Below are 24,655 nucleotides of genomic sequence, written 5' to 3'. Positions count from 1 at the left end.
TATTCCTGACAGGGAGACATCATGTTTATCCGCAGCTGGCTATATATCGCTATCGGTGTCATTCCGATCTTTGCCCATGCGCAAACAGGAAATATAACACCGGGTAGCCTAAGTATGAAAGGTGAATTAATCGAAGCTGCCTGTGTGATTGATCCACTCTACCGAGAACAGTGGATCGAGTTTGGAAATATCTCAGCGAGGGATATAGCGCAAGGTTCCGGCGTGTTACTCACAAAAAATTTTAATATCAAACTGACCGGTTGTGCATTGGCTAGCGTTATAAAACCCGGCAATTATTACCATAGCGCAAACGTAACATTCACCGGCATACCTGACTCATCCGATAACCAACTATTAGCCATTGACGGGGAAGCTAGAGGCTTTGCAATTCAATTAGCTGATACTCATGGTGAAATATTAACGCTGGGTAAGAACACACCAGATTATGCCTTGATGGATGGTGACAACATTTTGAATTTCAGCGCGTCACTCGTCTCAACAGGGCGAAATATTCGTGCTGGCGATTTCTACGCTACGGCGCGTTTTTTCATGGACTACCTGTAACTCCACGGCAGGCTAGCTATGTCTATCCAAAATAATTCAAGCCGCATTGGGGTGAAAAAAAGTAAGCACCGTTAATAAAGATGCAGCTTGAAGTATGAAGGAAATATCTGATGGGGGGCGTTTTAGCTCGCTCTTAAGGGCTGCGCATGACAGCCGGTAAAATATAACGTAGTGATATTATGCTTTATTCACCGAAAACGAAAAAAAATTTACTGGCTGTTTTGATCGCCCTGTTTTGCTACAGCGACAGGGTCACGGCCGATCCTATGGTGGAATTTAACACCGACGTTTTAGACGCGTCCGATCGTAAAAATGTCGATTTAAAGAGATTCTCATCCGATAACTATGTCGTTCCAGGGAATTATCTTTTAGATATCCGTGTTAATGGCCAAGCAGTATCACAGCAAAACGTAATCTATCGCGCCACAGCTAATAATGCTGACACCAGCTTTGTCTGCTTGACGCCAGAGCAGGTCGATTTTCTCGCTTTAAAAAAAGAAGCACAGGAGAAAATACAACACGTTGACCCCCAGTGCCTCGACATCAAAGCGATCCCTGGCGTTGAACTCAACAACCATGAAGGGATTCTGGATATCACCGTACCGCAAGCATGGATGAAATATAACGATCCTGATTGGGTACCGCCAGAACGCTGGGATGACGGCGTGGCAGGCTTAGTATTTGATTACAGCCTTTCTGGCCAAATGACTCACCAGCTTAAAGAAGGTGATAGCACACACTCGTTGTCAGCCTATGGTCAAACCGGTTTTAACGCCGGTGCTTGGCGTATGCGTGGTGAATATCAGGCAAATTACGACAATGATGGCCAGCATAATCTTGACTGGAATCAGGTGTATGCCTACCGCCCGCTGCCAAGTCTGGCGTCAAAACTGACCGTTGGCGAAATCTATCTTAACTCACAGGTTTTTGACACCGTACGCTTCACCGGTATCAACATGATTAGCGATGAGCGTATGTTGCCGCCAAGCCTACAGGGCTACGCGCCTGAAATTCACGGTATCGCAAAAAGCAACGCAAAGGTCACCGTTAGTCAAAGTGGCCGCGTTATTTATGAAACGACCGTGCCAGCGGGACCATTTAATATTCAGGACTTACGCAGTTCTGTGCGCGGTACGTTGGACGTTAAAGTTGAAGAACAAGATGGTTCGGTTTCGACTTTTCAAGTCAATACCGCCAATATCCCGTATCTCACACGCCCTGGCTATGTGCGCTACAACACCTCTATCGGTAAGCCATCACGCTATAACCACCAGTTAGAAGGGCCGGCTTTTTACGTCGGAGACTTCTCATGGGGGATCAGCAATGCATGGTCACTGTACGGAGGCACCATGCTGACGGGCAATGACTACAACGCATGGTCTTTAGGTCTGGGCCGCGACCTGAACGTGCTTGGCGCATTATCTGCTGACGTGACGCAATCCATCAGCCGCGTCCCCGATCAGGATAGCCAAAAAGGGATGTCCTTTAAGCTTAGCTACGCTAAAACCTTCGACGAATATAACAGTGCAATCACCTTTGCAGGCTACCGCTTTTCTCAAAAGACTTTCCGTTCTCTCTCCCAATACCTTGATGAGCGTTACCAGAAATACGACAACGTGGGCCGAGAAAAAGAGATGTACACCATTACGGGTAATAAAACCTTTTGGGCTGACAATCCTGACTGGGCGACCACCATGTTTCTTACCTACACCCATCAAAACTACTGGGATCGCAGCGGGCAAGATCGTTACGGGATCACGCTTGGGCGTTCTTTCCGATTGGCTGGTGTCAATGGCATCACGGCGAACGTATCTGCTTGGCGTTCAGACTATCAGGGCCGACGCGATGACAGTTTTGCCCTCTCGCTCTCCATCCCGATCGGCGATAGCCGCTGGATGGGCTATGACCTACAAAACAGCGCAGGCAGCACGACTCAGTTAGCGTCTTATAGCGATAACAGCGACTACAACAACCTGTGGCGAGTACGAGCCGGTTTAGGTCAAAACGATCGCGCAGCAATGGACGGTTATTACCAGCATCGCTCTCAGATGGCCGAACTCAACGCTAACTTGAGTTATCAGCAATCTCGCTATGTTTCTGTCGGCGGCACCATGCGCGGTGGATTTACCGCCACGCAATACGGAGCCGCCTTGCATAACAGCAGTGCAACGCTCGATACGGCTCGCATCATGGTGGATACCAGCGGCATCGCCGGTGTTCCTCTTAATGGTAAGCATGCTTGGACCAACAGCCAAGGTGTCGCCGTCGTACCTGATGTCGTGAGCTACAACAGTTTTGATACTCGAATCGACGTTGATGCGCTGGATGAAGATATCGAAGCCAGCAAAGCAATTTCGACAACGACGCTCACCGAAGGGGCTATTGGTTATCAGCGCTTTGCTGTTGCTCAGGGTGAAAAAATGATGGCACTCATTCGCCTTGCTGATGGTTCTTTCCCTCCGTTTGGTTCAGAAATCGTCAATCGCGACGGCGTGAGCGTGGCCATGATGATGGATAACGGTATGGCGTGGATCGCGGGTGTGACGCCTGGGGAAACACTCTCAGCCAATTGGAACGGCAAGAGCCAGTGCCAACTGAAAATTCCTGACCATAACCTTAACTCTTCCAAACAATTACTACTGCCTTGCCAGTGAAATAACGGCCGCTTTATGGCGGCCTGCTTAATAGCGAAAGGAATAATATGAACAAATTAACAGTCAAACGTTGGCTAAGCACGCTATGCCTATTCAGCGCCATTACAGGAAGCGCACACGCAGGGATTTCATTGGATCGCACCCGCCTCATTATCACGGGTAACGATCGCTCGGCCAGCGCCAACCTGAGCAACACCAGTCCCGATATTCCTTTTTTAGCCCAGTCTTGGGTGGAAGATGCTGAAGGCAAAAAAATCACTTCACCGTTAGTCGTACTGCCTCCTCTCCAACGAATTAACGGGGGGCAAAAAGGCGTGGCTCGTGTCACTAAGACCAATGGCATCGATGATTTACCACAGGATCGTGAAAGCCTGTTTTATCTCAATGTCAGAGAAATTCCGCCTAAACCGACAAAACCAAACGTGTTGCAGTTAGCTATGCAGTCACGCATTAAGCTCTTTTACCGCCCTAGCGCCATCGTGCCAAAGAGCAAAGGTGAGATATGGCAAAACCAAGTCGTTTTCCATAAGCAATCTGGCAACCGGATGACAATTGAAAATCCAACGCCTTACTACATCACGATTATTGGTTTGGCGCAGAAAACGGTGAAAGAAGGCGGAGGCAAACTGACCCAGTTTCCTGGCGTATTGGTTGCACCAAAGTCATCACTCGATATTGACGTCACTAATTCCGCGGTGAGCAGTTTCGCGATGATGTACATCAACGATTATGGCGGTCATCCCGAACTGAAGTACAGCTGCCAAGGAAGCGTGTGTAAGGCATTACCTGCCGATCAGCAGCCTCGCTGACCTACATAAAGGAGGATGTGATGAAACAGTTCCGGTTACCGATAATCGTATTAGCCGCAATGCCGCTCATGTTGCAGGCAGCACCGACCTTTCGACAAGATTTCAGTCAAGTCGAAGGGGAAAACGGCGTCGTGCATTTCTCTGGAAATGTTTACGTTGCCCCCTGTGTGCTCGATCCCCAATCTCGTGAGCAATACATCGATCTGGGAGATATCAGCGCTCGGCTGTTTCATCAGTCAGGAGACCGCAGCAAACTCATTCCTTTCACACTGCGCCTTCGTGATTGTTTGAGGGGCGCCTCTCAGTCCGCAAGCGATATAACAAGTCAGAGCGTCGGACAACCGACTCAGCGCTACACCAGCGGTGAACAGGCGGTTTCTCTCCGCTTGGAAGGGGAATCGTCTCCAATAAACCAAGACCTATTACGTATCCAAGGCGCCGTCAAAGGCGCGGGAATTCGCCTGCTTGATGACAAAGGACACGCATTAGCACTTAACCAAAAAGCAAACACTTGGCTGCTCTCTCCCGGCGATAACGAGCTACAGCTTAATGCCGCACTGGAATCCACACAGTCGAGCATCAGCGCCGGTGACTTTCGCAGCCTACTGCGGCTAATCATGGAGTATCAGTAATGAAAAAAGTAAATCAGTTTAGCCGCCGTTGGAGTACTGCTCTCGTTCTTGTTGCGCTCGCGTATACATCAAGCGCCCAAGCTTGGATCGAAGGCGAAGTCGTACCTAACAGCGGTACACATACGTATGACTTCGATCTGGAAACGATGGATATCTCCAACAACGTCGTGGGGGGAACCATCTCTAAGTCATGGGATTTGGGCGGTAATTTCGGCGTCACCGAATACTGCACTCAACGGATTAATGACGCTCGTTATTACTCAACGACGTCAACCATGACCCCATCAACGTCAAATCCGGGCTACTACCGCTTAAATGAATATTTTGACGTTAAAGTAGAGGTCTGGATTGCAGGGAATCGAAGCGAGTATGTAACGTCGCCCTTCACCGATGAAACCAACCGCTATAGTGAAAGCTGTAAGCCGCCGTCATCTCGTTTTAACAACGTGCGCTCGGGGTCAAAAGGTAAAATAACCTTCCGTATCACCAAACCCGTTATTAACGGTATTGTATTGGTCGATCACGAACTGGTGAAGGTATTTGGTCGCCGTGGATTATTATCCGCGGGCGTTTTATCCGGCGAGGCATTATCCACTATTAATATTCGCTCGGGCATTATTACCGTTCCAGACAAATGTATTATTAACCAAGGCACGCCAATTAGCGTCGAATTTGGAGCCATTCCTAATACCAGTGAAAAGCTAAATGGCAATAATTATGTGCAGCAAGTCCCTATTCAAGTTCAGTGTAAAGGGGGCAGTTTTGATACGGGATACCTTAATATAAAACTGGGTATTCAGTCTGCTGGTTCTGGTGTGGCAAGTTTTAACTCTGACTATTTGGGTACAAATGGCGCAAACGATCGTCGCGATCTTGGTATTGTCATAAAAGATTCATCAGGTAGTACGGTAGTCCCCAATCAATTCTACGACGTCCCTGGGTTTAATAATAACCAAGGTGTATGGAATTTAACCGCAGCACCGATTGCGAAACCGGGCAGTATTATTCCTGAAGGGGAATTTGATGCTGCAGCTACCGTCGTCGCACAGTTTCAATAACCAGGGAGAATAGCAACGATGCCACAACGCCATCAATTATACGGTGCCGCTATTTTTCTGCTTTTGAGTGGCCCTATCTACGCGCAGACAGAGCTCATTGGCGGAGACATGCGCTTCCACGGAACCGTGGAGGCGCTGCCGTGCAGCGTCAAACCAGGAGGAGATAAAATCGGTGTTAATTTCAAACAAATATCTACTAAAGATTTATACAGTAATAAAACGAGCCCACCCGTTCCTTTTACCATACCTCTAGAAAATTGCAGTGATGCCGTATTTAAAACCGTTTCAGTCACGTTTAGTGGAATAGAAAGTACAGAACTTCCTAATCATCTGATTATAAATCCTGTCTCTCCAAGTTCAGCTTCAGGGGTTGCAATTGGTTTAAAAGAAAGCAATGGTTCGACAATAGAACTCAATAAACCGACTACGGCAGAAAATATTGCTAACGGTTCTATGGATTTAACATTTCAAGCTTGGGTCGCAGGCGAACCAACTGCATTGCAAAATGGAGATATAACACTGGGGCCATTCACCGCCACGGCGAATTATACGCTGACTTATCAATAAAGGTTAATATTGTATGGAACTCCAACTCTGTATTTTTGACAGTGACGTTTCTTTCGTTCAGGGAATAAAAGCAATTATTGATACCAAAAATATATCCACACAATCTACGTTGGAATATTTTGATCGCGACTTTCAAAAACTCGTCGATCACCTTGCTACACCTATTTGGGGAAATAAACAGCAAATCATACTTTGTGATATTGCTAGCCTACCTGAGGCACGATTTAAAGCGTTAAGTCTCCTTCGTCACCAATATTTGAAAGGTGAACAACGTCAGTTGATTATGCTCGTTGAAGAGGGACAGGTTCCCCTGCTGTCAGCACTGTTCACCGAACTGCCTTTGGCGAGTTGGTTCTGCAAGAAAGAGCCGCCCCAAGAATTAGTCAACATGCTGGAGCACCTACGCTTAACCTCATTTAGCGCGCCTTATTACAGCAGTATGATCCGTAAAAGTATTGAGCATTACCGCAATCAGGCATTCTCGGTGCCGAGGTATGGCATCACCCATACAGAATGGTGGCTAATGGAGGAAATTCTCAAGGGGCAATCACTCACACAGATTGCTCTCAACAGCGGCATCAGCGTTAAAAGCGTTAGCTATCGCAAAAGGCGCTTAATGAAAAAACTCAATGTGACCAGCACAGTATCTCTGGCGCAAACATTCCGCCACCTAACGGGGTTTGCTTAACTATGCGCCGAATTTCACCGCGAGCTGGTTACTATAGCGCATTAGTACCAGCTCTTTTTTTTGGCTGTATCGTGATGACCGTTTACCAGCCCAACATGGGAGGAAGCGGGCTATCTTTACCCCTGAATATCCTGAGTTGGATAGCCTTGTGCTGCTTTGCGATACTTATCATTCAGGCGCCTACAGTCTGGCGGCGGTATCGCCGCTCAGCATCACTGCTCTGGCTTTACGCTGGATGTGCGGTGCTGGTTATTCGAGCCCTATTGACCCCTTTACCTTGGTTTAACGACGCATTGATCGTCGCAATGGGTATAGCCGCTGGATTATCGTTCTACCGTTTATTACTCCAGTTACCGTGGCGGCGGCAACACCTCTTGGCGATACTCTCCACAGTGTGGATAGCGTCAGTTTTGCAGTGTTTCATCGCTGTTATTCAGCTATTTCATCTCAAAGCTGCAGCGTGGTGGGAGTTTTCACCCGCGCAGTTACGCCCCTATGGTATTTTCCAGCAGGTTAATGTCTTAGCGAGCTTTATCGCATGCGGCATAGCAGCCACGCTGTTATTGCTTTTATATCGCAGCAAAACTATCCCGTGGATGCGCGCTCTGCTGCATATCAGCCTCACGCTGCAAGGTTTTATTCTTTACGCATGCCAATCACAAATTGGCTATCTGAGTACGGCGTTGGCCATACTCGCCTGTTTAGGACTGTTTTGGCCGCAGCGTTTTATCATCTTTGCCGCCATTATAAGCTTGGTAGCTGGGGGCATCCTGTCGTTTGCCGTGCATGTTTGGCTACAGTTTCCTACCGTAGCTCACACTGACAGTACCCATACTCGGCTGTTAATTTGGCAGCATAGCTGGCAGTTATTCAGTATGCATCCGCTGTTTGGATGGGGCGTTGGCAGTTTTGAGTCCGTTTTTCTGCATCAGTTTGGCGGACAAATCACTAACGTTGGCATCAGAACCGTCAATCATCCGCATAATGAAATACTTTTGTGGCTGGTGGAAGGGGGGATATTTGCCGCCGTAGGAATGTTAATGCTGTTAATGGCAATCATCACGCTTTGGCTGAATGGGGGACGTCTTCAACGTGCCATGCTGCTAACCGCCTCTCCTATTGCATTACATATGATGACGGAATTTCCCTTATATCAATCGGCCCCACACTGGATTTTACTGATCGTTCTGCTGCGCTGTGCGGATCGTCCGTACTCCACAAGCACCATGCCGGTGTTCATGAAAGGGATCCGTGGAGGCATGATATTTTTCACCGTATTCACCATCGGTGTTTTAACCCAAACCCTGTACCTACAGAATCAGCTAACGAACGTTGAAAGGAATGGCACACAGTATGAGCTCCCGTCCCGTGCGGTTTGGCAGACGGTATTGCAACAGGATCGCTATGAGTATGATCGGCAAATGGGGGAACTGTTACGCTTTAATCACGTTCAGGATATTAATGCGTTGCGTAACGTTGAACAGTGGGCCGCAGACTATACGCTTCGCCATCCAGACAACAATCTGTATGCCGTTCGCATTCAAATCGCGACATATTTAAACGATCCCGTTCAGGCGGAACAACTCACTAATGAAGCCCGCTGGCTGTTCCCTGCGGATCCTCGATGGACAGTGAATCGCAATACTGAACAACCATGATTCGGTCTAGGCACAACAAATAACAAAGTTAGCATATTAGAAAATGTTGTCTTTATTGGACGCGTCTCAACATCGCGGCCATGTTGACGTCGATGTCCCATATGGAAATCAGCGTTGTCCAAATGGCAACTCGCCTCACTCACACCTTGCCGCTATCCTTGCCGCCACTCTATTCGTGAGGATGCTATGACACGTTTTCTAATCTGCAGTTTTATCCTTGTGTTGCTCTACCCCACTGGAATTGATATGTATTTAGTGGGACTACCTCGCATCGCAGCCGATCTCAACGCCAGCGAATCACAATTACATATCGCCTTCTCTGTCTATCTGACCGGAATGGGCTGTGCCATGCTGTTTGCAGGCAAAATCGCCGATCGGTCGGGAAGAAAACCGGTGGCGATAGTGGGAAGCGTGATTTTCATTATTGCATCTTTACTCTGCTCTCTAGCGCAAGATAGCTTGCTGTTTCTAACGGGGCGTTTTATTCAAGGCATTGGTGCAGGTAGTTGCTATGTCGTGGCATTTGCCATTCTGCGTGACACGCTAGACGACCGCCGACGAGCAAAAGTGCTCTCTCTGCTAAACGGAATTACCTGCATTGTGCCAGTTCTAGCCCCTGTTCTTGGGCATTTAATTATGCTCAAGTTCCCATGGCAAAGCCTGTTTTACACCATGATGGCTATGGGCTTCTCGGCGTGTATGCTCTCCCTATTTGTTCTGAAAGAGACTCGTCCTGAATCAGCTCCCGCATCATCACTTTCACAAATAACCGCTGAATCACTGCTCACCCGTGTCTTCCTCAGCCGGTTAGCCATTACCACATTGAGCGTGTCCGTGATCCTCACCTTTGTAAATACCTCGCCGGTATTGTTGATGGAGGTTATGGGGTTCGAGCGGGGAGAATATGCCATGATCATGGCGTTGACGGCGGGTGTGAGCATGGCAGTATCATTCTCAACCCCATTTGCTCTGGATGTGTTTAAACCCCGGACGCTCATGATGACGTCTCAGGGGCTATTTCTGGTCGCCGCCGTGGTGTTAAGTCTTGCAAACTCAAATACCACGACGCTCTTTGGCTTAACGCTAATCTGCGCGGGCTTCTCTGTGGGATTTGGCGTGGCCATGAGTCAGGCGTTAGGACCTTTCTCACTGCGCACGGGCGTGGCGAGCTCTGTGCTAGGCATCGCCCAAGTTTGCGGTTCGTCACTCTGGATTTGGCTAGCAGCGATACTCGGCATCAATGCGCTGAATATGCTGATCGCAATTCTGATTGTCTGTAGCATAGTCAGTCTCTCATTGATCATGCTCGTTACGCTCAAGAGTCCTGTACCCAACCATGAAGAAATCCATCAGCAGTCTCGATCTTAATTTGTTGTTATGCCTACAGCTTCTTATGCAAGAACGCAGCGTAACCAAAGCGGCAAAGCGTATGAACGTAACGCCTTCGGCGGCGAGCAAGTCACTGTCGAAGCTCCGCTCATGGTTTGGTGATCCGCTGTTCGTCAATACGCCGCTGGGGCTAACGCCTACGCCGCTGATGATCAGTATGGAACACAATTTGGCCGAGTGGATGCAGATGAGCAATCTGTTACTTGATAAGCCACATAATGAAACGCCGCATGGTCTCAAATTCGAGCTGGTTGCAGAATCTCCGCTAATGATGATCATGTTCAACTCCCTATCACAGCAGATTTACCAGCGTTATCCGCAAGCGACGATCAAAGTACGCAACTGGGATTATGATGCACTAGACGCCATTACTCGCGGCGAAGTAGATATTGGCTTCACTGGTCGCGAGAGTCACCCTCGATCGCGCGAACAGCTCAGCCTGTTGCCTTTGTCGATCGATTATGAAGTTCTGTTTTCTGATTTGCCGTGGGTTTGGCTACGAGAAGATCACCCTGCGCTACAAGAGGAATGGAATTTAGAAACCTTTTTACGCTATCCCCATATCAGTATTTGCTGGGAGCAAAGCGATACATGGGCGCTGGATGACGTGTTGCAGGAAGTGGGGCATAAACGCAATATCGCACTGAGTCTGCCCGGTTTCGAGCAATCGCTGTTTATGGCTGCTCAGCCCGGTCATTCGCTAATATCGACCGCGCCCCTCTATTGCCAACGCTATAATCAATTACACCAACTCCCCTTGGTCGCACGCCCGCTCCCTTTCGACGAAGCGCTACGGGAAAAGCTGATGGTTCCCTTTACGCTGCTATGGCATAAACGCAACAGCCATAACCCTAAAATTATCTGGTTACGAGAAACGCTTAAGGCACTCTATAAAAACCTTACCTGATGCAAAAGCATAAAAGGAAAATATCGAAGAGAAATTCATTCATAGTCAAAATGTAAACGCGGCCTACCACATCTTCACATAGTGTGATATCTCAGCTTTATATCGTGACGATATTGATAATGATTGTTTTATTTTGATATCTAGACTTAAGGTGAAATATTTCTCTAACCCTAACTTTAATTTCTGATACTTGACGAAAGCAATTTTAAACATTGATGCTTCAGCGGCAAACATGCTTTGAAAATTATCTTTCACAAGCAATTATCCTATATTTCTCCCCCTCCATATCCGAAAGCAAGAAATAACGATAGAATGACAATATTGTGGACATACATCGAAAGGAGTCCTAGTGGTACTACTGTCTGCTTATAATGCCCCTTTTCTCTTCGCGCTTGCGTTTATAATTTCTCTTGGTGTATTGGAAATATTATCGCTACTAATAGGTGCTAGTGCATTTAGCCATTTAGACTCCTCCTTAGGATCTCATATTGATCTTGCCAGTGGCGATAACTTACTCATACAGGCTCTGAGTTGGCTGCACATTGGCAAGCTTCCATTGCTGGTTATGCTCGTTTTACTGCTTGGCAGTTTTGCGATTATTGGTATCAGCGGGCAGTATCTCATGATTAGCCTGCTTCAAAAGCCGCTACCGGCAGGTTTAATGGCTCTGATTGCATTTGTGCTATCACTGCCCACCGTACATTTCATAGGGCGATGGCTTGCTCCTTATCTTCCCAAAGATGAATCCTTCGCGGTGTCAGAAGATAGCTTTGTCGGCTCTATGGCTCTTGTAACCCAATCCGCAGAGCAACCTGGGATGTCAGCCGAATGTAAAATTGTTGATACCTACGGACAATCTCACTATTTATTGATTGAGCCAGAAAACCCCGACGTTATTTTTACGCGGGGAGAACGCGTGCTCATTATTGCAAAAATAACGTCAGCGCGATTTTTAGCAAGCAAAAACCCGTGGCCTAATTTACTTTAAAATTTATCTTACTTAATGATATCACAAGGAAATTTTATGTTTGAAATGGATAACATTCCTTATTGGGGATTTGTTTCTTTTGGCGTATTAATCATATTATTGGTCATCGGGATTATTTTCTCTCGACTCTATGAGCGCGCTTCTGCAGAGCAATCCTTTGTTAGAACTGGTTTGGGTGGACTGAAAGTCGTGATGAGCGGAGGCGCCATTGTACTTCCAATTTTTCACGAGCTTATTCACATCAATATGAATACTCTCAAACTGGAAGTCAGTCGCTCCATGAAAGACAGTTTGATCACTAAAGATCGTATGCGAGTCGATGTTGTCGTTGCATTCTTTGTGCGTGTAAAACCAACCATTGAAGGAATTGCTACCGCAGCACAGACGTTGGGGCAAAGAACGCTGTCACCGGAAGATCTACGCATTCTTATCGAAGATAAATTTGTGGATGCGCTGCGTGCAACAGCTTCACAAATGACGATGCATGATCTGCAAGATACCCGCGAACACTTCGTTCAAGGCGTACAGAATACGGTCGCAGAGGATTTAACCAAAAACGGCTTGGAGTTAGAGAGCGTTTCATTAACTAACTTTAACCAAACCTCGAAAGAATTCTTCGATCCTAACAATGCGTTTGATGCAGAGGGTCTAACAAAGCTGACTCAGGAAACTGAACGCCGCCGTCGTGAACGTAACGAAGTCGAACAAGACATTGAAGTCGCCGTACGCGAAAAGAACCGCGATGCCATGTCACGTAAGCTGGAAATTGAGCAACAAGAATCGTTCATGACTTTTGACCAAGAGCAGCAGGTGAAAACTCGCAGCGCAGAGCAAAGCGCTAATATTGCCGTATTTGAAGCGGAACGCCGCCGAGAGGCTGAACAGAGCCGTATTAGCACCGAACGTCAAATTCAAGAAGCGGAAATCGCAAGGGAACAGGCTGTTCGTACTCGTAAGGTAGAGGCTGAACGTGAAATCAGAATAAAAGAGATTGAGCAACAACAGGTGACTGAAATCGCCGCTCAGGATAAAGATATTGCGATTGCCAGTAAATCAGAGCAGCAATCTCAAGCTCAGGCAAGAGCAAACGATGCATTAGCCGAGGCTGTACGCGCCGAAGAACACGTGGTTACGACTCGGGAAACCGCCGAAGCAGATCGTGCTAAACAGGTTGCGCTAATCGTCGCAAAACAATCCGCAGAAACCGAAGCGGTACAGCTAACGCTGAAGGCGCAGGCCGAGAAAGAAGCAGCCGAAATGCAAGCAGCAGCCATCATTAAACTTGCAGAGGCGACGCTGAAAAAAGGGCTTGCTGAAGCTGAGGCACAACGGGCATTAAATGATGCGGTCAATATACTGTCCGATAATCAAACCAGCCTAAAATTCAAACTGGCACTATTGCAGTCCCTGCCAAGTATTATTGAGAAGTCCGTTGAACCAATGAAATCTATCGACGGTATCAAAATCATTCAGGTTGACGGTTTAAACCGTAGTGGCTCTGCCACATCAGGCTCTTCATCTGAACCAAGTACCGTCGGTGGAAGTAACCTCGCAGAACAGGCAATGACAGCTGCGCTATCCTATCGCACGCATGCGCCGATTGTAGATTCCCTACTTAAAGAGGTGGGTCTTTCAGGTGGTTCATTAGCCGCTCTGACTGCAGCATTACCTAATGGCCTTGGCGATGCAGCTCTGACAGCGAATGATCTTCCAGTACAAGAAAATGTACCCGTCGTTGATAGCGAAAATCATCCGCGCCCTGCTTAATCTATTTTCACTATAACTAGGCTGTGTCACTCGCGAATCAGGAGCAACTTGTGAAAAGCGTCTGACGCAGCCTAGATAGCATGAACCATCCGTAAAATGCAAGTTCTGTTCATACACATGAGCGTCGGATATATGTGTTCAGGCAGGTTTTGCAACTATGTATAAATTGAAAAATAACGTTTTATTGTCAATAAAAATAAGAGATTGACGTCATTATGAGCGATGGAGTCCGCACCAAACCTCCCATTGATTTAAGGCTGTTACAACAGGTCATTTATAAGCATGCATTGATATTTTTTATGCTCCTAGTCTTAGGCTCACTCTTTATTGCCGTATCCGCATTTCTATTATTGACGTACTGGCAAAGCTCTAGGATTTTTTATAACCTCATGCCGATTTCGCTCGGCGTCCTATTTTTGACTTCCGGCTTATTCCTGATTTTTTTTGCAGCAAAATCGACAATCAGCAGTGTGAGTTACTACTACCATAATGGGCTTCTAAAGCACCATGGAGTCAATCTCTCCGCAAAACTCACGCATAAAGAATGTCATGAAACCGTTGTTGATATTGATAAAGTGGATCGCCACCTACACATTGATGAGCTGGAACTCAGCGTCTATTTTGAATTTCAGTTTGATGGCAGATTGTGGCAATGCGCCGATTTGATCACTAACCAGCAGCTGTTTAATTCCCTAGCTGAAGGACAAACACTCCCCATTCGCATCCTGCCGTGGATGCCAGAACAGGCAAGCATTCGCCAACGAGCATTGCTGAACCAGCTAAAGAGAAACAATCTAATTACTGACGAAAACAGTTCACGCATCGGGAAGCCGCTTGCTGAGTATGATGAGATATAACACGGCAGATAGCCCACAACCGACCTAAGCATTTCTAAAATCAGACAAACATTGGCTAGAACAGAGATTGAGATTACGCGAAATAAAGAATTTGAAGGGTTTTCTGAAGATAGCTTGGAGCGGGCGAAGGGAATCGAACCCTCGTATAGAGCTTGGGAAGCTCTCGTTCTACCATTGAACTACGCCCGCATCAATGTGAACACCATTATAGCCGCTTATGTTAACCCGGCAAGCAGATAAATGCGCTAACAGCTTATAATTTAAGCAAATAGACATGCACCATACGCCGCATAAGATAATTAAGAGTCAATCAAACTATCCCCTCTTTCTACGTTGATATGCGCGCAGAAGATCATCAGCCTTCCTCTGGTGGCCTTCTCGAGGCAATCACACGGATGAGCACAAAGGGAAATAAACACGGGCATAAAAAAACCTCATTAAGCACAGAATGCATTAATGAGGTTTTTATTAAATTAAATCAGTACGTTGATTTATTTAATTGGACGCATTGCAGGGAACAGAATAACGTCACGGATGGTGTGGCTGTTGGTGAACAGCATCATCATACGGTCGATACCAATACCCAGACCTGCGGTTGGTGGCAAACCGTGTTCCAGAGAAGTCACATAGTCTTCATCATAGAACATTGCTTCATCATCACCTTCGTCTTTCGCACGAACCTGATCCTGGAAGCGTTCAGCCTGATCTTCCGCATCATTCAGCTCGGAGAAACCGTTACCGATTTCACGACCGCCGATGAAGAATTCAAAGCGGTCAGTGATGAACGGATTATCATCGTTACGACGTGCCAGCGGAGAAACCTCTGCTGGATATTCGGTGATGAAGGTTGGCTGAATCAGGTTTTTCTCTGCGGTTTCGTCAAAGATTTCACACTGAATACGGCCTAGACCCCAGCTCTTCTCAATTTTAATGCCCAGAGATTCAGCGATTTTGGTAGCTTTTTCCAGATCATCCAAATCTTCCATTTTAATGTCTGGACGATAATGGTTGATGGACTCTTTCATGGTCATTTTGATGAAAGGTTTGCCGAAGTCGAAAGTCTGGTCGCCGTACTGAACAATGCTGCTGCCCAGAACTTCCTGAGTCAGAGTACGGAACAGATCTTCGGTCAGAACGATCAGGTCTTTGTAATCCGCGTAAGCCATATAGAGTTCCATCATGGTGAACTCTGGGTTATGACGCGGAGACACGCCTTCGTTACGGAAGTTACGGTTAATTTCGAACACGCGTTCGAAGCCACCCACAACCAGACGTTTCAAATACAGCTCTGGAGCGATACGCAGATACATATCGATATCCAGCGCATTGTGGTGAGTGATGAATGGACGTGCAGACGCACCACCAGGGATCACTTGCATCATAGGAGTTTCCACTTCCATGAAGCCTTTGTTCACCATGAAGCTACGGATAGCAGCCAGCGTTTTAGAACGAATGCGGAAAGTCTCGCGAGACTCTTCGTTAGCAATCAGATCCAAATAACGCTGACGGTAACGTGTTTCCTGATCGGCCAGACCGTGGAATTTATCTGGCAGTGGGCGCAGAGCCTTGGTCAGCAGACGAATTTCGGTACAGTGGATAGACAACTCACCGGTTTGAGTGCGGAAAACTTTACCACGTGCGCCGATGATATCGCCCAGATCCCATTTCTTGAACTGGTCGTTGTACAGGCCTTCTGGCAGATCGTCACGAGCAACATACAGCTGGATGCGACCACCCATATCTTGCAGCGTCACGAAGGCAGCTTTACCCATGATACGACGGGTCATCATACGACCTGCAACAGATACCTCGACGTTCAGATCTTCGAGTTCTGCCTTATCCTTTTCGTCGTACAGGCTATGCAACTTGTCCGAAGTAGCATCACGGCGGAAATCGTTAGGGAAAGCGATCCCTTCCTTGCGCAGCGCGGCCAATTTCTCACGGCGTGACTGCATTTCATTGTTTAGATCAAGAGCCTGTTCGGCACCTTGTGATTGTTGTTCAGACATATTGTTTCCTCATAACCCGGCTTTCAAACTTGCCTCAATGAATCTATCCAGGTCGCCATCTAACACGGCCTGTGTATTACGCGTTTCAACGCCAGTACGTAAATCCTTTATGCGAGAGTCATCCAGTACATAAGAACGGATCTGGCTCCCCCAACCGATGTCAGATTTATTATCTTCCATCACTTGTTTCTCAGCATTTTTCTTCTGCATTTCGTACTCGTACAGCTTAGCTTTAAGCTGACGCATTGCCTGATCTTTGTTCTTATGCTGAGAACGGTCATTCTGACACTGGGTCACAATGTTGGTCGGAATATGGGTAATACGTACAGCGGATTCCGTACGGTTAACGTGCTGACCACCTGCACCGGAGGCGCGGTATACGTCAATACGCAAATCGGCTGGATTGATCTCGATATCAATATCGTCATCCACTTCTGGGTATACAAACGCAGAGCTAAATGACGTATGACGGCGACCACCGGAGTCAAACGGGCTCTTACGTACCAGGCGATGTACGCCAGTTTCAGTACGTAACCAGCCGTAGGCATATTCACCGGAAATTTTTACGGTCGCAGATTTCAGACCAGCAACTTCACCGTCTGACTCTTCAATAATTTCAGTTTTGAAACCTTTGGCTTCAGCCCAGCGCAAGAACATACGCAGCAACATGCTTGCCCAGTCCTGTGCTTCTGTCCCACCAGAACCCGCCTGAATGTCGATATAGCAATCGGCACTATCGTATTCACCCGAGAACATACGACGGAATTCTAACTGAGCGAGTTTCGCGTCTAACTGATCCAGCTCAACGACGGCCTCATTGAAGGTCTCTTCGTCGTCAGCTTCAATAGCTAACTCCAGCAGCCCGGAAACGTCATCCAGACCCTGCGTCATTTGATTGATGGTGTTAACAATTTCTTCTAGCGAGGAGCGCTCTTTACCCAGCGCCTGTGCCCGCTCTGGCTCGTTCCACACATCGGGTTGTTCAAGCTCAGCGTTGACTTCTTCTAGCCGTTCTTTCTTGGCATCATAGTCAAAGATACCCCCTCAGAACTTCTGTCCGTTCAGACAGGTCCTGAATACGGCTTTTTACCGGATTAATTTCAAACATATTTTCTTATATCTTTCGTTAAGTGTTCAAAGACGGAACCACAGCATTCCCATAAAGGAAATCCTAACCCGCCATAAAGAGACGATAGAAATAGCCTCAAAGCAGCATAATGAACGAAAAAATCGCTTACGCTCAGTTTTCGACTCAATCAAAATGCCCTTACAGAATATAGCAACTCACATCTATAAATGGCAGTCATTCCGCGCTTTTCAAGCTCTGTTGCTGCAAAATCGGACGAGGATCGACGAAACTAAAATGTGTAGCTTATTGCTGGGTCGCAGTTATTACTTTTTCTTATAAAAGAGCGATGCCTCATAGCGCTACCCAACTCGGGTTGTATGGTGGAATGCGATTACGTCATACCGCTTGAGCTATGATGAGAACAAAAAGGGGCAGCTTGTGCTACCCCTTCTACATTACATGGATTTTTATTCGAACGCGTCAGCGCGGCCAAAGGTGTTGAATCATCAGCTGTACACTGCGGTTGCCACGATATTCGTTAATGTCCAGCTTATATGCCAGTTCGACTTCACGCACGCTGGGATCTGGCCATAATGTGGTATCCACGTTAAACGCAATTCCATCTAACAACGGTCCACCACCAAGGGGCTCAACCATCAGCTTTAGATGGCGCTCGCCAACCAAACGCTGTTGCAGAATTTTAAACTTGCCGTCAAACGTCGGATCAGGGAATGCCTGACCCCAAGGGCCACCATCGCGTAACAGTTCGGCAGTTGGTAACGAAAGCTCGTCCATCGCCAATTCACCATCAGACCAAATCACGCCTTCCAACTGAGAGGCATCCAGCCACTCGCCCACCAGCTCAGCAAAACGCAGGCGGAACTCATCAAAGCGCGACTCTTCCAGAGATAATCCAGCCGCCATTGCATGACCACCAAATTTCATGATCAGACCGGGATTCTGTGAATCTAGACGTTCGAGAGCGTCTCGCATATGCAAACCGTGGATCGAGCGTCCTGAACCTTTCAAAATGCCATCCCCCGCAGGAGCAAAAGCAATGACCGGACGATAGAAACGTTCTTTAATGCGTGATGCTAAAATACCGACCACGCCCTGATGCCATTCAGGGTGATACAACGCTAAACCATACGGCATTTCTACCGTAGTGCGTTCAAGCTCGCTGCAAATCTGCAACGCCTCAACCTGCATGCCCTGCTCGATTTCACGGCGTGTGACGTTTAGGCTATCCAAATCACTGGCTAATGCCCGCGCCTGCGGCATATCTTCACACAGCAATAATTCAACGCCCACGGACATATTATCCAAACGCCCCGCGGCATTTAGCCTTGGCCCTAGCGCAAAACCCAAATCGCTTGCCACCAATTGTCTCGCATCACGATTGGCAATTTCCAGCAGTGCGCGGATACCGACTCGGCATTTCCCTGCGCGAATACGATTTAACCCTTGATGAACCAGAATACGGTTATTGGTATCCAGAGCGACCACATCAGCAACCGTGCCTAACGCCACAAGATCTAACAAATCAGCCAAATTCGGCGCGGGAATGCCATGTTGTTCGAACCAACCATGTTCGTAGAGATGCTTACGCAGTGCCAGCATCAGATAGAAAGCAACCCCTACACCGGCCAATGATTTGGATGGAAAGTCACAATCATTGAGGTTTGGATTCACCATGGCATCGGCTGCTGGCAGCGTTTCGCCGGGTAAATGGTGATCGGTAACTAAGACTTTAATTCCGCGCTCATGAGCGTTATCCACGCCAGCATGCGAAGAAATGCCGTTATCGACGGTCATGATCAGTTCAGCACCCATTGCCGCCGCCTGCTCGACCACTTCAGGACTTAGCCCGTAGCCGTCTTCGAAACGATTCGGCACTAGGTACTGGACGTTGGCCGCCCCCATACTACGCAACGCCAACATTGACAGCGCGGTACTGGTGGCACCATCGGCATCAAAATCACCAACGATAACAATGCGTTGATGCTCACTCAGCGCCTGATGCAACAGTTCTACGGCTCGCTCGATACCGGATAGCTTCTGGTATGAAAGTAGGCCTTTAACGCTGCGCTCTAGCTCCTGAGCATTGAGAATGCCGCGATTAGCATAGACACGACGCAGCAGAGGATGAAGATCTTCGGGCAGTTCATGATTTTCCACCGCCTCACGGCGGCGGAGTTGTGTCGATACGATCAAACTTATTAACCTTTTGCTTTGCTCATTGCTGCCTGTGCATCCAACATCGCCAACATCTCTTTAGGTCCCTGATAGCCAGGGATCACAGTGCCATCATTCAGCACGATGGCTGGGGTGCCCTGTACGCCAAATTGCACGCCCAGTTCATAATGTTTTTTGATGTCTACATTACAGGTTGCGGGCTGAGTGGCTTCACCGCTCAACGCAGCATCAAACGCTTTACGGCGATCGGCCATACACCAGATGGATTGCATATCTTTTTCCGCCTGCGAGCTTAAGCCCTGACGCGGGAATGCCAGATAGCGTACGGTGATACCAAGATCGTTGTACTCTTTCATCTGAGAATGCAGTTTGTGGCAGTAGCCACAGGTGATATCCGTGAAAACAGTAATCACATGTTTTTCTTTCGGTGCCTTATAGACAATCATTTCAGGCGCCAACTTCTGCAAACGCCCAACGAGAATCTGGTTGGTCACGTTAACCGGCACGGCACCACTGACGTCATACATTGGACCTTGAAGGATATGTTTGCCGTCGCTAGTGACATACAGCACGCCGTTGTCAGTAAACACCGTTTGTAAACCAGCCACTGGCGATGGCTGAATTTCTGCTTTTTGCACGCCTAACGATTTCAGCGACTGTTGAATTTCCGCGTCACCTGCATGTGCGGCACCGGTGACTGAAGCCGCCAACAGAGACAGCCAGATTAAACCTTTCTTCATTGCATAGTCCTTGTAATTCCCCATCGCTTCAGGCGCGAGGATGATGCTGTTGATGTAGCTGTTTCAGTCGTTCAGTGGCTACATGCGTATAAATTTGGGTGGTGGACAGATCGCTGTGTCCCAGTAACATCTGTACGACACGTAAATCAGCCCCGTGGTTCAGCAAATGCGTCGCAAAAGCGTGCCGTAACACATGGGGGGACAAGCGCGAACTATCGATTCCAGCAAGCACCGCGTAATGTTTAATACGATGCCAAAACGTTTGGCGCGTCATTTGCTGCGCGCGATTACTGGGGAACAGTACATCGATTGTTTGGCCGTTAAGCAACCATGGGCGGCCATATTCCAGATAATACTCAATCCAGTAAACCGCCTCTTCGCCCAGCGGAACTAATCGTTCTTTATTCCCTTTACCAATCACGCGAACCACGCCCTGACGCAAACTCACATCGGCCTGCGTCAGCCCAACCAGCTCAGATACGCGCAGCCCAGTCGCATAGAGAACCTCAAGCATTGCCTTATCACGCAGCTCAATCGGATTTTCTATACAGGGCGTTTGCAGCAAAGTATCCACCTGCGCTTCAGTGAGATCTTTAGGCAAGCGCTGCGGCAATTTTGGCGACGATAGCAGTGTTGTAGGATCGTCGCTGCGCATCTTCTCACGGTAAAAATACTGGAACAAACGGCGCATTGCGCTCAATAGCCGAGCTGAACTGGTCGCCTTGTAACCACCATCAACACGCTCAGCCAGAAAATCTTGCAGGTCGGAGACCTGAGCCTGTAATAAATCAGAATGATGATGCGCCAACCATTCGGCCAGCGACCGAAGATCCAGACGATAAGACGCCAGCGTATTTTCTGCCAAATTACGCTCTAGCCATAACGCATCTAGAAATTGTTCTATCAGTGCCTGATCTTGCTCGTGCACCGCTGACTCCGTTTTATATAAAGGCTCAAACTTAGGTTTAGTGTGCATTATGCCTGATACGGATTCAAATCTGATACACTCTGCTGTTATGTATTTGTAACCCGATGGCTGCGAATTCCCCCCATGTCAATGCGGGTGGTGTTAGCGTCCCTCGTATCCCCCAGTTGCCGGCTTGCCGCAGCTCGAATGTTTTTGGGTATAACTATGAAGATAGGTCTTTTTTACGGCTCCAGCACCTGTTACACCGAAATGGCCGCTGAAAAAATCCGCGATATTCTCGGCGCCGAGTTAGTCGATTTGCACAACATCAAAGATGTGCCGATCCAACGGATGGAGGATTACGATATTTTAATCCTTGGGATTCCGACCTGGGATTTCGGTGAAATTCAAGAAGACTGGGAGGCGGTCTGGGACGCGCTACCTAGTCTGAATCTGCAAAACAAAATTATCGCTATGTATGGCATGGGCGATCAGCTCGGCTACGGTGAGTGGTTCCTCGACGCACTCGGTATGCTACACGATCGTTTACTGCCGCTCGGCGTACAATTTGTGGGTTACTGGTCAACGGAGGGCTACGAATTTACAAGCCCTAAACCTGTTATCGATGACGGTAAGCTCTTTGTCGGGCTGGCATTAGATGAGGCCAACCAATATGATCTCAGTGACCAGCGACTTGAGCAGTGGTGCGAACAGATCATGTTAGAAATTGCTGAACTGCTGTAAATCACGCCCCAACAAAAATGCCCGATAGAAAACCTCGGGCATTCTTTGTTAAGCATCATGACGCATCTGCATTAAACTGCGTCGCAAATGAGACCACGCTTCTGGCGTCAGGCTATCTGCTGCAATCCACAAACGCTTTCTTTTATTCTGATCCTTCAAACTCTTCAACGGTAGCAAAGCGCCAAAATCACTGATCCACGGCGTCTTACATAGCTCCCATTCTTGGTGCTGCCAACTGATGCGATTTTCCGCCAGAAAATTCAACTCTCCCTGAACCTTAGCAATCTGCTTCTGGCTGCGAATACTTTCAAATACCACTAATGTCAGCAAAATGAGCCAATAAATACTGTAGTTTTCCGGCCAAGGAGCTAACAAAATCAATAAAACCAGAGTGCCATGCGTAACCAACAGTAATAGTTGTGTACGCCATGACACCCGCACATCACAACGCCATTGGTCCACGGTCTTTGTTTCGCGTTTGAATGAGTTTAACCATATGCGCCAATTCAGGATCTTTTGGTGAGCCGTGATTCATTAGCCAATTAAAAAGATCGGGATCGTCGCACTCAAGTAAGCGTACAAATGTCTGCTTGTCTGTGTCACTCAGTGAATCATACTCATGTTCGAAAAACGGCATAATAGAGATATCCAGTTCACGCATCCCACGGCGACACGCCCAATGAATTCGTGATTTATTTTCTATATCCATGATTTACCGACTCCTGATCAGTTAGCCTTATTCTTATCATTAATCCTGTAAGACACCCCATATCATACTGGGTTCCCAGCCTCTACAAGACGCCGAGACTCTATTTTAGCGCGATTCAGGCTAAGATTTAGAAAATAGGTTCACAAACTGACATATTTATTAGCGCATTATGTACCAAAGCGTGCCTTTAACATTGGAAAAAATAGGGCTTTTATCGAAACTCGGAATTCTCCCCTGCTCTGACCACTCAACAATTCATATGCGTTTATGACTCCATTTTTATCGCCACGGTGCAATATTTCCGTTTGCAATCCTACCGCCCTCTCTTAACATGGAAGAATTCCATTTCGGAACGGCATTAGTAGGGAACCATCATGACTTTGAACTCTCTTTTCGCACCGCGCCAACCTGTTGCTTCAAGCCACCTTCCACTAACGATTATGCTACTCAACGATTGGCAGTTGGTGAATGTGACAGGTCCTGACGCAGGTAAATATTTGCAGGGACAATTAACGGTGGACGTCGCCGCGCTGACTGAGCAAGAGCACACCCTGTGTGGCCACTGTGACGCAAAGGGCAAAATGTGGAGCGATTTACGTTTATTCCACCGCGCAGAAGGTTTCTCTTATCTGCTTCGTCGCAGCGTCGCGGAGAACCAAATCGTTGAACTAAAGAAATATGCCGTGTTCTCCAAGCTCACCATCGCTGCCGACACTGACGCCGTCGTTCTTGGCGTTGCCGGCTTTAAAGCCGCCTCTGCGCTTGCCCCCCTGTTTTCACAACTGCCTGACTCGACGACGCCGGTGGTAGCTCATGAAGAGACAACATTGCTGTATCTGGCCCAGCCAGAGGATCGCTATCTAGTGATTACATCAACCTCGATGGCTGAAGCGCTGGTTGAAAAGCTTCAGGGTAGTGCCCAATTTAACGATAGTCAGCAGTGGGTTGAACTGGATATCGAAGCGGGACAGCCTGTTATCGATGTTGCAAACAGCGGCCAGCTTATTCCACAGGCAACCAACCTTCAGGCTCTGAATGGCATCTGTTTCAAAAAAGGCTGCTATACCGGACAAGAAATGGTGGCTCGAGCTAAGTATCGTGGTGCCAATAAACGCGCACTCTATTGGCTGCAAGGCTCAGCAAGCCGAGTTCCGCAGGCTGGCGAAGATTTAGAACTGAAGCTAGGTGAAAACTGGCGCCGTACAGGCACTGTACTCGCTGCAATCCAGCTTAACGACGGCACTCTAAACGTTCAGGCCGTGTTAAATAACGATTTGGAAGCCGACAGCGTACTGCGAGTACGTGATGATGAAGGCGGTATGCTGACTATTCTGGCATTGCCGTATTCATTGGTGGAGTAAGGTTTTTTTCCGGTCGTTGATGGGAAATATTGCACACACTGCCGTTTATGGGGCTACTGTGTAATGTTCCGCACACTGGCCGTTTATGGGGCTGCTGTGTAATATTCCGCCCGCCTGTTCATACCGAGCCTCATTGATACACCGATGAAGGCGTACGGGCAGAGACCACCTGCGCGTGGTCTCTGCACTCACGCGCTTTTATCCGAGACGCCATCTCCGCTCCGGTTTGGTATCGCCCATCCAGGGCGCCCCAAACTCCGCCGATACATCCCTGTATCGGCGGCTCTCCCAGCCAAGACTTAAACAATTAAAGAGACAAAAACAGAGTGTGGTCTTTATGTTTTGCTGTTGACCTTTCCGGCACGTTGTTCTTCAGCCGAAG

The 24,655-nt window shown here is 47.8% G+C and carries 22 protein-coding genes and 1 tRNA gene; 15 read left to right on the top strand and 8 right to left on the bottom strand.

From position 1 onward, the window contains the following. Window positions 1–21: 21 nt before the first annotated feature. The 13 genes from HMPREF3091_RS18470 to HMPREF3091_RS18405 all read left to right on the top strand — a co-directional run bounded on the left by HMPREF3091_RS18470 (window position 22) and on the right by HMPREF3091_RS18405 (window position 14,538). Window positions 22–564, top strand: coding sequence for a fimbrial protein (locus HMPREF3091_RS18470; RefSeq protein WP_004093257.1), 543 nt, complete (start codon window positions 22–24; stop codon window positions 562–564). A 179-nt stretch (window positions 565–743) separates the two neighbouring features. Next, window positions 744–3,218 carry a fimbria/pilus outer membrane usher protein gene (locus HMPREF3091_RS18465; protein WP_070717879.1) on the top strand — a complete coding sequence of 825 codons (2,475 nt, stop codon included), beginning with the start codon at window positions 744–746 and terminating at the stop codon, window positions 3,216–3,218. 47 nt (window positions 3,219–3,265) lie between these two features. Beyond that, window positions 3,266–4,027 carry a fimbrial biogenesis chaperone gene (locus HMPREF3091_RS18460; protein ID WP_004093254.1) on the top strand — a complete coding sequence of 254 codons (762 nt, stop codon included), beginning with the start codon at window positions 3,266–3,268 and terminating at the stop codon, window positions 4,025–4,027. 20 nt (window positions 4,028–4,047) lie between these two features. Next, window positions 4,048–4,659 (top strand): fimbrial protein, encoded by a 612-nt coding sequence (locus HMPREF3091_RS18455; protein ID WP_070717876.1) that lies wholly within the window; start codon window positions 4,048–4,050, stop codon window positions 4,657–4,659. Beyond that, on the top strand, window positions 4,659–5,717 hold the full coding sequence (locus tag HMPREF3091_RS18450; RefSeq protein WP_070717872.1) for a fimbrial protein: 1,059 nt from the start codon (window positions 4,659–4,661) through the stop codon (window positions 5,715–5,717). Before HMPREF3091_RS18455 ends, HMPREF3091_RS18450 begins: the two co-directional genes overlap by 1 nt. 18 nt (window positions 5,718–5,735) lie before the next feature. Continuing rightward, window positions 5,736–6,284 (top strand): fimbrial protein, encoded by a 549-nt coding sequence (locus tag HMPREF3091_RS18445; protein WP_004093248.1) that lies wholly within the window; start codon window positions 5,736–5,738, stop codon window positions 6,282–6,284. Between the two features lie 13 nt (window positions 6,285–6,297). Continuing rightward, entirely contained in the window at window positions 6,298–6,972 is a 675-nt protein-coding gene (locus HMPREF3091_RS18440) for a helix-turn-helix transcriptional regulator (protein WP_004093246.1), read from the top strand. A gap of 2 nt (window positions 6,973–6,974) precedes the next feature. Beyond that, a complete protein-coding gene (locus HMPREF3091_RS18435) occupies window positions 6,975–8,630 on the top strand; it encodes a PglL family O-oligosaccharyltransferase (protein WP_246840024.1) in 1,656 nt (551 codons plus the stop codon). Between the two features lie 186 nt (window positions 8,631–8,816). Continuing rightward, entirely contained in the window at window positions 8,817–9,998 is a 1,182-nt protein-coding gene (locus tag HMPREF3091_RS18430) for an MFS transporter (protein ID WP_070717868.1), read from the top strand. Beyond that, window positions 9,967–10,926 (top strand): HTH-type transcriptional regulator YidZ, encoded by a 960-nt coding sequence (gene yidZ, locus HMPREF3091_RS18425; RefSeq protein ID WP_004093241.1) that lies wholly within the window; start codon window positions 9,967–9,969, stop codon window positions 10,924–10,926. The genes HMPREF3091_RS18430 and yidZ overlap by 32 nt, the downstream gene beginning before the upstream one ends. Window positions 10,927–11,275: 349 nt before the next feature. Further along, the gene (locus tag HMPREF3091_RS18415) at window positions 11,276–11,914 is read left to right on the top strand and encodes an OB-fold-containig protein (protein ID WP_070717865.1); all 639 of its coding nucleotides are present in this window, start codon (window positions 11,276–11,278) and stop codon (window positions 11,912–11,914) included. Between the two features lie 36 nt (window positions 11,915–11,950). Continuing rightward, a complete protein-coding gene (locus HMPREF3091_RS18410; protein WP_070717863.1) occupies window positions 11,951–13,681 on the top strand; it encodes a flotillin family protein in 1,731 nt (576 codons plus the stop codon). Window positions 13,682–13,896: 215 nt separating this feature from the next. Continuing rightward, a complete protein-coding gene (locus tag HMPREF3091_RS18405) occupies window positions 13,897–14,538 on the top strand; it encodes a hypothetical protein (protein WP_070717861.1) in 642 nt (213 codons plus the stop codon). A 115-nt stretch (window positions 14,539–14,653) separates the two neighbouring features. Here the strand turns inward: HMPREF3091_RS18405 and HMPREF3091_RS18400 are convergent. The 6 genes from HMPREF3091_RS18400 to xerD all read right to left on the bottom strand — a co-directional run bounded on the left by HMPREF3091_RS18400 (window position 14,654) and on the right by xerD (window position 21,528). Next, window positions 14,654–14,727 (bottom strand) — tRNA-Gly (locus HMPREF3091_RS18400). A gap of 302 nt (window positions 14,728–15,029) precedes the next feature. Beyond that, a complete protein-coding gene (lysS, locus tag HMPREF3091_RS18395; RefSeq protein WP_004093230.1) occupies window positions 15,030–16,547 on the bottom strand; it encodes a lysine--tRNA ligase in 1,518 nt (505 codons plus the stop codon). 9 nt (window positions 16,548–16,556) lie between these two features. Next, a protein-coding gene (gene prfB / locus HMPREF3091_RS18390; protein ID WP_096079952.1) for a peptide chain release factor 2 occupies window positions 16,557–17,655 on the bottom strand; the annotation gives its coding sequence in 2 pieces (ribosomal slippage) (window positions 16,557–17,579 and window positions 17,581–17,655; 1,098 coding nt in all). Between the two features lie 441 nt (window positions 17,656–18,096). Then, window positions 18,097–19,830, bottom strand: coding sequence for a single-stranded-DNA-specific exonuclease RecJ (recJ, locus tag HMPREF3091_RS18385; RefSeq protein ID WP_070717860.1), 1,734 nt, complete (start codon window positions 19,828–19,830; stop codon window positions 18,097–18,099). 5 nt (window positions 19,831–19,835) lie between these two features. Further along, complete coding sequence (gene dsbC / locus HMPREF3091_RS18380; protein WP_070717857.1) at window positions 19,836–20,552, bottom strand: bifunctional protein-disulfide isomerase/oxidoreductase DsbC; 717 nt, start codon at window positions 20,550–20,552, stop codon at window positions 19,836–19,838. 28 nt (window positions 20,553–20,580) lie between these two features. Then, window positions 20,581–21,528, bottom strand: coding sequence for a site-specific tyrosine recombinase XerD (gene xerD / locus HMPREF3091_RS18375; protein ID WP_004093224.1), 948 nt, complete (start codon window positions 21,526–21,528; stop codon window positions 20,581–20,583). Between the two features lie 156 nt (window positions 21,529–21,684). On the opposite strand from xerD, the gene fldB reads away from it, so the two are divergent. Beyond that, window positions 21,685–22,203 carry a flavodoxin FldB gene (fldB, locus tag HMPREF3091_RS18370; RefSeq protein WP_070717855.1) on the top strand — a complete coding sequence of 173 codons (519 nt, stop codon included), beginning with the start codon at window positions 21,685–21,687 and terminating at the stop codon, window positions 22,201–22,203. Window positions 22,204–22,251: 48 nt separating this feature from the next. Here fldB and HMPREF3091_RS18365 read toward each other — a convergent pair whose 3' ends face one another. Both HMPREF3091_RS18365 and sdhE read right to left on the bottom strand, forming a co-directional pair. Next, window positions 22,252–22,665 carry a protein YgfX gene (locus tag HMPREF3091_RS18365; RefSeq protein ID WP_035503505.1) on the bottom strand — a complete coding sequence of 138 codons (414 nt, stop codon included), beginning with the start codon at window positions 22,663–22,665 and terminating at the stop codon, window positions 22,252–22,254. Then, complete coding sequence (gene sdhE, locus HMPREF3091_RS18360; RefSeq protein WP_008815042.1) at window positions 22,646–22,912, bottom strand: FAD assembly factor SdhE; 267 nt, start codon at window positions 22,910–22,912, stop codon at window positions 22,646–22,648. Before sdhE ends, HMPREF3091_RS18365 begins: the two co-directional genes overlap by 20 nt. 374 nt (window positions 22,913–23,286) lie before the next feature. Here sdhE and ygfZ point away from each other — a divergent pair, with 374 nt between their 5' ends. Further along, the gene (gene ygfZ / locus HMPREF3091_RS18355; RefSeq protein WP_070717853.1) at window positions 23,287–24,273 is read left to right on the top strand and encodes a tRNA-modifying protein YgfZ; all 987 of its coding nucleotides are present in this window, start codon (window positions 23,287–23,289) and stop codon (window positions 24,271–24,273) included. Window positions 24,274–24,655 lie beyond the last annotated feature (382 nt).

The sequence above is a fragment of the Hafnia sp. HMSC23F03 genome, from assembly GCF_001816025.1.
Taxonomy (GTDB): Bacteria; Pseudomonadota; Gammaproteobacteria; order Enterobacterales; family Enterobacteriaceae; genus Hafnia; species Hafnia paralvei.
Note: the sequence above shows the minus strand (reverse complement) of the source record. Positions and strands in the feature narration are given on the sequence as shown.